General features: G+C 65.5%; 11 protein-coding genes. 3 read left to right on the top strand and 8 right to left on the bottom strand.

The window, feature by feature from the left end; all coding sequences use genetic code 11:
* Together AC5RV1_RS20815 and AC5RV1_RS20810 are read left to right on the top strand one after the other, a co-directional pair.
* Positions 1-335: aggregation-promoting factor C-terminal-like domain-containing protein (locus tag AC5RV1_RS20815; RefSeq protein ID WP_493995882.1), on the top strand; the 335-nt coding region annotated here is incomplete at its 5' end.
* Between the two features lie 123 nt (positions 336-458).
* A complete protein-coding gene (locus AC5RV1_RS20810) occupies positions 459-902 on the top strand; it encodes a YdeI/OmpD-associated family protein (protein WP_493995881.1) in 444 nt (147 codons plus the stop codon).
* On the opposite strand, the gene AC5RV1_RS20805 is transcribed toward AC5RV1_RS20810, so the two are convergent.
* From AC5RV1_RS20805 to AC5RV1_RS20790, 4 genes are all read right to left on the bottom strand, one after another.
* Positions 883-1,563, bottom strand: coding sequence for an HAD-IA family hydrolase (locus tag AC5RV1_RS20805; protein ID WP_493995880.1), 681 nt, complete (start codon positions 1,561-1,563; stop codon positions 883-885). The two genes, AC5RV1_RS20810 and AC5RV1_RS20805, sit on opposite strands and share 20 nt — an antisense overlap.
* Positions 1,564-1,641: 78 nt before the next feature.
* Complete coding sequence (locus AC5RV1_RS20800; RefSeq protein WP_256246483.1) at positions 1,642-2,016, bottom strand: VOC family protein; 375 nt, start codon at positions 2,014-2,016, stop codon at positions 1,642-1,644.
* A 45-nt stretch (positions 2,017-2,061) separates the two neighbouring features.
* Positions 2,062-2,697: a uracil phosphoribosyltransferase gene (gene upp, locus AC5RV1_RS20795; protein WP_163167923.1), complete on the bottom strand. Its 636-nt coding sequence runs from the start codon at positions 2,695-2,697 to the stop codon at positions 2,062-2,064.
* Positions 2,698-2,738: 41 nt separating this feature from the next.
* Positions 2,739-3,659, bottom strand: coding sequence for a phosphatase PAP2 family protein (locus AC5RV1_RS20790; protein ID WP_493995879.1), 921 nt, complete (start codon positions 3,657-3,659; stop codon positions 2,739-2,741).
* Positions 3,660-3,720: 61 nt separating this feature from the next.
* Between AC5RV1_RS20790 and AC5RV1_RS20785 the strand changes: the two genes are divergently transcribed.
* The gene (locus AC5RV1_RS20785; RefSeq protein ID WP_493995878.1) at positions 3,721-4,227 is read left to right on the top strand and encodes a nucleoside deaminase; all 507 of its coding nucleotides are present in this window, start codon (positions 3,721-3,723) and stop codon (positions 4,225-4,227) included.
* A 33-nt stretch (positions 4,228-4,260) separates the two neighbouring features.
* Here the strand turns inward: AC5RV1_RS20785 and AC5RV1_RS20780 are convergent, their stop codons facing one another.
* The 4 genes from AC5RV1_RS20780 to AC5RV1_RS20765 form a co-directional block, all read right to left on the bottom strand.
* Positions 4,261-5,337, bottom strand: coding sequence for a glycosyltransferase family 4 protein (locus AC5RV1_RS20780; RefSeq protein ID WP_493995877.1), 1,077 nt, complete (start codon positions 5,335-5,337; stop codon positions 4,261-4,263).
* A 2-nt stretch (positions 5,338-5,339) separates the two neighbouring features.
* Complete coding sequence (locus tag AC5RV1_RS20775) at positions 5,340-5,738, bottom strand: 6-pyruvoyl trahydropterin synthase family protein (protein WP_493946310.1); 399 nt, start codon at positions 5,736-5,738, stop codon at positions 5,340-5,342.
* A gap of 4 nt (positions 5,739-5,742) precedes the next feature.
* Positions 5,743-6,819 (bottom strand): zinc-dependent alcohol dehydrogenase, encoded by a 1,077-nt coding sequence (locus AC5RV1_RS20770; RefSeq protein ID WP_493995876.1) that lies wholly within the window; start codon positions 6,817-6,819, stop codon positions 5,743-5,745.
* Positions 6,820-6,960: 141 nt separating this feature from the next.
* A partial coding sequence (locus AC5RV1_RS20765; protein WP_493995875.1) for an HNH endonuclease signature motif containing protein occupies positions 6,961-7,934 on the bottom strand: 974 nt, incomplete at its 5' end.

Raw genomic sequence — 7,934 nt, 5'->3', positions numbered from 1 at the left:
CCGAGCCTGCGCCCGCCGTCGCGGTCAACGATCCCGCCGGCGCCCAGGCTTACGCCGCCGGCCAGCTGGCGAACTACGGCTGGGCTCCTGACCAGATGCAGTGCCTGGTAACCCTGTGGGACAAGGAATCGGACTGGACCACCACGGCCACCAACCCGAGCAGCGGCGCCTACGGCATCGTCCAGTCCCTGCCGGCTGAGAAGATGGCCAGCGCCGGTGCGGACTACCTCACCAACTACCGCACGCAGATCAACTGGGGCCTGAACTACATCCAGGAGCGTTACCAGTCCCCGTGCGGTGCCCTGAACTTCCACCTGTCGAATAACTGGTACTAGACAGTACGGGCACACCCGCTCTGCAACACGGGCGGCGTACTAATCAGCCCCGCACGTCTGGATCCCGCAGCTTCTGGGTCCCACACCTTTTGAAGGACCGGGCCGCCCGGCATACTGTGGTCCATGAAATTCATCACCACTATCCAGGGCAACGGCAATAAAACCGGCATCGTCGTCCCCGAGCAGGTTGTTACGGAGCTGGGAGCCGGCAAGCGGCCGCCTGTGGTGGTCAGCATCAACGGCAAAAGCTATCGCAGCAGCATCGCAGTGATGGGCGGGCAAAACCTGATTTCGCTGAGCACAGCCAACAGGGAGTTTGTTGGTGTCGAAGCCGGAGCCACCGTTGACGTGGACGTGGAACTGGACACGCAACCCCGGATTGTTGAGGTCCCTGAGGATCTTGCCGCTGCAATGGCTGCGGAGCCGGCGGCGCAGGAGTTCTACGCGACCCTGGGCTACAGCGCCCAGCGGCGGTACGTGGAGCCGCTGGGCGAAGCCAAAACTCCCGAGACCAGGTCGCGACGCATTGCCAGAGTGGTGGCGGACCTCAAAGCCGGAAAGAAATGACCGTCCGGCCCTCCTCGTCCTTGTCCACTCGGGCGGCGACGGCACCGTAATCAGGAATATGCAGGACCCCCGCCGGAAGCGGCCCGGTGTTCGGCCCCACGGCTACGGTTGGGATACCGGCGGCCACCCCTGCCGCAATGCCGGCGGGAGCGTCTTCAAACACCACGGCGTCGGAGGGATCCACGCCGAGACCGGCAGCGGCCTTCAGGTATCCCTCGGGATCCGGTTTGCCCCGGGTCACCAGTTCGGCCGTCACGACGGTGGCCGGCATGGCCAGCCCCGCTGCAGCCATCCGGATGTCAGCAAGGACGCGGTCAGCTGATGTCACCAGCGCGACGGCGTCCGCCGGCAGGGCGGCCAGCAGCCGGGCGGCTCCGGGCAGCGGCAGGATGCCCTCTGTCCGGAGGCGTTCCATGGCGCCGAGTTCCGCTGTCAGCGCCAGCACGTCCGCCCCGGGCGGCGCGAAACGCCGGACGGTATCGCCGGCTTGGACGCCGTGCGACGTCCGGAGTATTTCCTCGATGTCCAGCCCGTAGCGCGCCGCGAATTCACCCCAGACCTGTTCCACCACTGCCGTGGAATCCACCAGGGTGCCGTCCATGTCGAAGAGGACGGCGCGGCAGGTCAGGGTCCGGACAGCAGCCGGTGTGGAGGCGTTCACGGTCCCCATTGTGCCTTAGGCGCTGCGCTCGGGGGATCACCGCTGCGCCTCCACTATCCCGTTTCCGCTTACGGTATGTCAGGCGCCGCGGCCGGGGATGTACTGGACCGCCCACCTGTTGCCGTCGGGATCGGCGAAGTACACAAAGTGGCCCCAATCCTGCACATCCACGTCACTGACGTCCACTCCGTTGCTCTTGAGCTGCTGGTGCGCGGCATTAATGTCGCTGACCACCAGTTGGAGGTTGGAGCCGGTGCCGGGAGGCGCCTCCGTAAGCCCGTCGCCAATACAGATTGAGCAGGCGGAGCCGGGAGGCGTCAGCTGGACAAAGCGGATGGAGTCCGTGGGCCGCTCATCAAAGTCGGCATTAAAGCCCACCTTGTTGACGTAGAAGTCCTTGGCGCGGTCCACGTCGGACACAGGGACGTACACAAGTTCGAGTTTCCAGTCCATCCGCACAGGCTAACGGCGGGGGGCGGAATGAAAAAGGCTTGAGGACTACCCTGCGATGCCGTAAAGGCGATCGCCCGCATCCCCCAGCCCTGGAACGATGTACGACTTCTCGTTGAGCTTTTCATCGATGGAGGCCAGGACTATGGTCACGTTGGCATCGGAGAGTTCCTCCTCCAGCTTGGCCAAACCTTCCGGGGCGGCCAGGAGGCAGATGCAGGTCACGTCCGAAGCGCCGCGCTTGAAGAGGAACTTGATGGCCTCGCGGAGGGTTCCGCCGGTGGCCAGCATGGGGTCCAGGACGAAGATCTGCCGGTCCGTGAGGTTCTCGGGGAGGCGCTCGGCATAGGTGATGATGTCCAGGGTTTCCTCGTCGCGGGCCATCCCCAGGAATCCGACCTCAGCGGTAGGAACGAGTTTGGTCATGCCCTCGAGCATGCCCAGGCCGGCCCGCAGGATGGGAACCACCAGCGGGGTTGGCTTGGTGAACGCCGTACCCACGGTGGTGCTGACGGGCGTTTCGATGGTGACGGGTTCGGTGCGGACCTCGCGGGTGGCCTCGTAGGCAAGGAGTGTCACCAGCTCCTCCGTCAGCTGCCGGAAGACCGGGGACGGGGTGTTCTTGTCCCGCAGGACGGTGAGCTTATGGGCGACCAGCGGGTGGTCCACAACGAGAGTGCGCATGGGTCAAAACTATCATCCGGCCGCTGGGCCATTTCCTGCCGTTAGCCTCCTGCACCCGTCCGTGAGGAGCCGCCGTCGCTTCGACGGAACGTCCCGCCGTCGGACCTTCCCGGGGCGCCGCCGTCGTTCCTTTCGGAGGTGCCGCCAGTCCCCCGTGAGGGTCCGCCGTCGCTCTGTCCGGAGGTGCCGGCGCTGCTTGTGAGCGGGTCCGCGCTGTGGTCCTCGCGGAGGACCGGGTGCTCGAAGGTGGGTGCCGGGCCGGCATGTTCCCGCTTCCGGATCAGGTGGAACAGCCGGTGGGCCAGGATCACCATGCACACCCATGCCAGCCCCAGGAGCCATCCCGCTATCACGTCCGTCATCCAGTGATGCCCCAGGAACACCCTGCTCAATCCCATGGCGATGATGAACAGTGCGCCGGCGGTGATGGCAGTAATTCTTGCCCAGAGCATCTGGAACTGAAGGCACATGATGTACACCAGGACGCCGATCACCACTGTTGTATTCAGGGTGTGGCCGCTGGGGAATGACGGTGTGGTCTCGAAGGGCGGTACTGCTTCGGAGTGGTCCGGGCGGGTCCTGCCCACCAGGCGCTTGCCCAGGGTGGTGGCCGTGGTGGAAACAAGGGCTGCGCCGCCCACCAGGACAATGGGGCGCCAAGTCCGGCTCAGGAGTGTCAGCCAGGCCGTGAGGATGCTTGCGAGGATTGGCATACCGATCCCGCCGCCCACGTTCGTAAAGGCGGTAGCGAAGGCATCCACTTCGGGGTTCCGCAGGGATTGTGAATATTCCAATGCTGGAATATCGAGGCTTGTCAGTCCTTCCTCGTCCACCACGTCCGAGTACACCTCGGCTCCCAGCAGGGCCATGGTGAGCACCAGCGCCCCGCCGATGATCATCGTCAGCCACAGGGCGGCATAGGGCTTGATCCACTTGTCCATGCGGTCTCGGACGGTGCTCATTGTGCCTCCCGGCGGATCTTCGTCACGGGCTCTGGGTATCCTTCGAAACTATCATTGAGCCATGGTCTCCGCAGATAGCAAATACGATGCCTGGATGGGCCTCGCCCTCGCGGAGGCGCGCCGTGCCCTTGCTACGGAGGACGTGCCGATCGGAGCCGTTGTAATAGGGCCCGACGGCGTCGTGCTGGGTTCCGGCCGGAACCAGCGGGAGGAGCTGGGCGACCCCACCGCACACGCCGAAGTGGTTGCGATCCGGGAGGCGGCGGCGCGCTTGCGGGACCTGCGATTGGCCGACGGCGGGAGCGGAGATGGTTGGCGGCTGGCGGACTGCACGCTGGTGGTGACCCTCGAGCCCTGCGCGATGTGTGCCGGTGCGATTGTCCTTGCACGGATTCCCCGGGTGGTTTTCGGCGCCTGGGATGAGAAGGCGGGCGCAGCGGGATCCGTGTTCGACGTGCTCCGCGAGCGCCGGCTGAATCACTGGGTTGAGGTCTACGCGGGGATCCGCGAAGCCGAATGCGGCGGGCTGTTGCGTGACTTTTTTGTGGGGCACCGTACGCGGCTGTAGGTGCTTGTGCGTGCTCCCATCCGCGTAGGAACTTTAGCCGCCGAGGGTGTCGAGAACGTGCGCGGCCGTCCGGTCCCACCGCGGCAAGCGGTTCCTCGTCTCAAGCGCGGCTGCCCGCCAGGCGTCCCTGGTTGCGCCGTCCTGCAGCCAGCGCCGCAGGACCCCGGCCAGTACGGCAGGGTTTCCAGGGTCAGCATCGGACGGAAAAGTTACGGCAGTTCCGGGGAGGTGAGCGCCCGCCCGCTCTCCAGACTCCACTCCCGGCGCGGCAAAACTTAGGGCTTCAACGGCGCCTGTTCCTTCGCGGACAACCACGGGAATTCCGTGGGCGAGCGACTCCGTGACTACCATGCCGAAGGCCTCAGCCTGGGACACCAGGACGCTTAGGTCTGCGCGGTTCCATTCGTCCTCGAGCGACCGCCCTTTCAGCTCACCGGTAAGCCCCACCCGGTTTTCCAGCCCGTGCGCGGCGACCGCGGCCCGTACGCGGCCTGCGTATTCCGGGTCCGCCTGGTCCGATCCCACCAGTGATGCTGTCCACTCGAGTTCCGGGATCCGTGCCAGTGCCTCAACGGCCAGCAACTGGTCCTTGTTCGGGAGGAGCGCGGCTACGGTGATGATGTGCGGCGGAATGGATCCCTCGGCCACAGGTGCGGGATCCGTACCGGGCAGGGCCACCCGCAGCCCGGAAAGGCCGTGGCGGGCTTCGAGAGTGATGGCCGCCCAACTGCTGGTACAGATCACTCCCGATGCCGCACGTAGGGACCGTGCCTCCAGCTCGTGGCGCGACGGGGCCGGCATGTGCACCAGCACCCAGGTCTCCTGCCGGGCTTTGGCTGCTAATTCCAGTTCGTCCGGCGCACCCATGGCGATCAGGCCGTCGACTATGGTGACGACGGAGCCGTGTTGCCCCTCCGGCTCCCGCTCGCCCAGCAAGCTGCCCAGCCGGCGTCGTTCTTCGGCGCTGGACTCCGGCCAGGAGCCCTCGACTGCCAGCACATGCACGTCGACGCCCAGGTCCCGCAGTGCCTGGACCAGGCGCGCGTTGTAAACGTTGCCGCCGGAGTTGTGCCGGATGTTGGCAGGAACGAGGAGCCGGATGGGCCGCATGGTCAGGCGGCGGAGAGGTCAAGCGAGTAGGTGGCCCAGGCGTCCGGATTTTCGCGCAGGGTGACATCTATACCCGCAAGCTCGCGGCCGTCGTCAGTGTCCTTGACCTTGCCGGCAACCGACTGGGCGACGTACTCCGCAAGCGCCTCGGTGGTGCTGAGCTTTCCCTGGAAGTCCGGGTGCTCGTCCAGGTTGCGGTAGTTCAAGCCCGCCAGCACCTCCTCGATGATGGTGCCGGCGGCGCCGATGTCCAGCACGATGGCTTCATCATTGAGCGTCCGACGGCGGAAGGCAACCTCCGCAACGAAGGTAGCCCCGTGCAGTGCCTGGGCGGGGCCGAAAGCCTCGCGCGGAAGGCTGTGGGCGATCATGAAGTGGCGGCGGACGGTCAGGCTGAACAATGGGCTACCTCTGGTCTTCGCGGGTCGGGTCGTCGGTGAGTTGATCTTCGGGGTTTTGGTCTTGCAGGTCTTGAGCTTGTGGGCATTCGACTTGCGGGTATTCAATGACGTGGCACAGCGCGTCCACCGAACCGTCGGCGAGGCCCTGCACAATGCCGGGCAGGTCGGTGAAGGGTGACGATCCGGTCAGGAACGCGTCGAACACCGGATCGGCCAGCAGGGATACGGCGAGGTCCAGGCGGTCGGCGTTGGTCCTGCGGTGGCGCCGGGCACGTGCCACCACTCCTACCTGGCTGGCGCGGATTGAGAGCCGGCGGGCGTGGAAGTCCTCGCCCAGCGGCAGTGTGACTTCCCGGTTGGCGTACCAAGACATTTCGATCACGTCGCCTTCATCACCGGCGAGCTGGAGGCTGCGCTCGAGTCCTTCCTGGGATGCCGAGCAGTGAAACACAATATCGCAGTCATCCAGGGCGTCATCCGGGTGGGTGAATTCCACGCCAAGGGCGTCTGCCAGGTCCTTCCGCCCCGGGTCCACGTCTATGAGCTGAAGCCGCTGCAGTGGGAAGGTCCTCAGCAGGGTGGCAACCATGCCGCCCACCAGGCCTGCACCCACCACGGCTACTCTGTCTCCCAGGCGCGGGCCGGCCTCCCACAGGGCATTCACTGCCGTTTCCACCGTTCCGGTGAGGACAGCACGTTGCGAGGGAACGCCGTCAGGAATTTTGGTGAGTGCATCAAGGGGCAGCACGTATCGGTCCTGATGCGGATTCAGGCAGAACACCCGCTGGCCTATCCACTCTGCCGGCCCCTTCTCCACAACTCCCACCGACAGGTAGCCGAACTTCACTGGCCCCGGAAACTGGCCCTCCTGATGCGGGGCCCGCATCTCTTCGGCGACCCGTGGCGGGACGAGGCCGTGGTGGACCACCATCTCGGTGCCCTTGCTGATGCCGGAGTAGAGTGCGCGGACCAGCGCTTCGCCGGGACCAGGCACCGGGAGTTCCTCCGACCGGAGCTCGCCGTGCTCCCGGGCTGTGGTCCAGTAAGCCGTTGCATTGATGGGCGCGCGTGAATTAGTCATCTTGCTGATGAATCTAGCCGCCTGCGTGCGCCGGGGAAAGTTTGACGGCCTCATCCCGCGTTGCAGCCCTTAGCCCCGAGGCTGACTGCATCGCTAGGTAGCGCGGGCGTCACCTAGCGATGCCAACAGCTGAGGTGGCTGCTAGGTCGTCAGTGCCAGGGCCCAATTCCTGAACGGGTCTTGAGGCAAAACGATCGCCACGGCATAGAAGTCCTCCCAAAGAGGATCTTCAGCCGGAAGGTCGTCAGGATCCAGGAAGTTGTCGCCCGGAGGTTCCTCCAGTGGGGGCTCCAGAAATAGGGCGTCTTCGGCAGGGCAGCCATGAGTGCTGGGCATGGCTGCGTCTCCGATGCTTCCGGGCCAGTGGGGTGGTTCCCAGTTCTGGTGTTCGCTTTTGTAGTGCCGGCCGGTGGGTGAGGTCCAGCCGGGTGGTTCGGTTGTGGTGGCTGGTGTTGGTTTCCAGCCGCTGGTGTGGCGGAGTTTGTGGTGTTTGCGGCAGGGCTGGCCGAGGTTCGATATTCCGGTGGTGCCGCCTTGGTGCCAGGCGAGGATGTGGTCGGCTTCGTTGTCCAGGGAGTTGTTGCTGCAGCCGGGGAACGGGCATTTGCCGTCCCGCAGCCGCAGCCAGTTCCGCATGGCTTTGGTGAGCCGGTAGCTGGTCCGGCCGATCTCCAACGGTGCCCCGTCCCGGGGATCCACCAGCACCCGGTAAAACGAGCCGGCACCGTCAGCGACGAGGTTCCGGGCCATCGACGCCGGGATAGGTCCGGACCCGTCCAGCATCGCCGGTTCATCGGTCAGGCCCAGCAGGGAGAACACCGGTACGGTGACCAGCACCTGTGCCCGGATCGAAGATCCTTGCCCGGGACCGGTTTTCTCCCCGCCGCCACCGGCGCTGCGGGCACTGTTGGCCCCGCGGTTGCCAAAACTATTTCCGGAGCCGTTGCTGGAACTGTTTCCGGCGCTGATGCCGGGCCCGGTGTTGAGGAGTCCTGAGGCGAAGTTATCGGCCCGGAGCTGGGTGAGGGTGCGGGTTTCGTCCGGTCCCTGCATTTCCCGGGAGATGGTGGTGAGCCGGTCCCAGATGGCGGACGCCTGGTCCGCGGGCAGGCAGG

It is taken from the genome of Arthrobacter sp. Hb9-2 (assembly GCF_059091165.1).
Note: the sequence above shows the minus strand (reverse complement) of the source record. Positions and strands in the feature narration are given on the sequence as shown.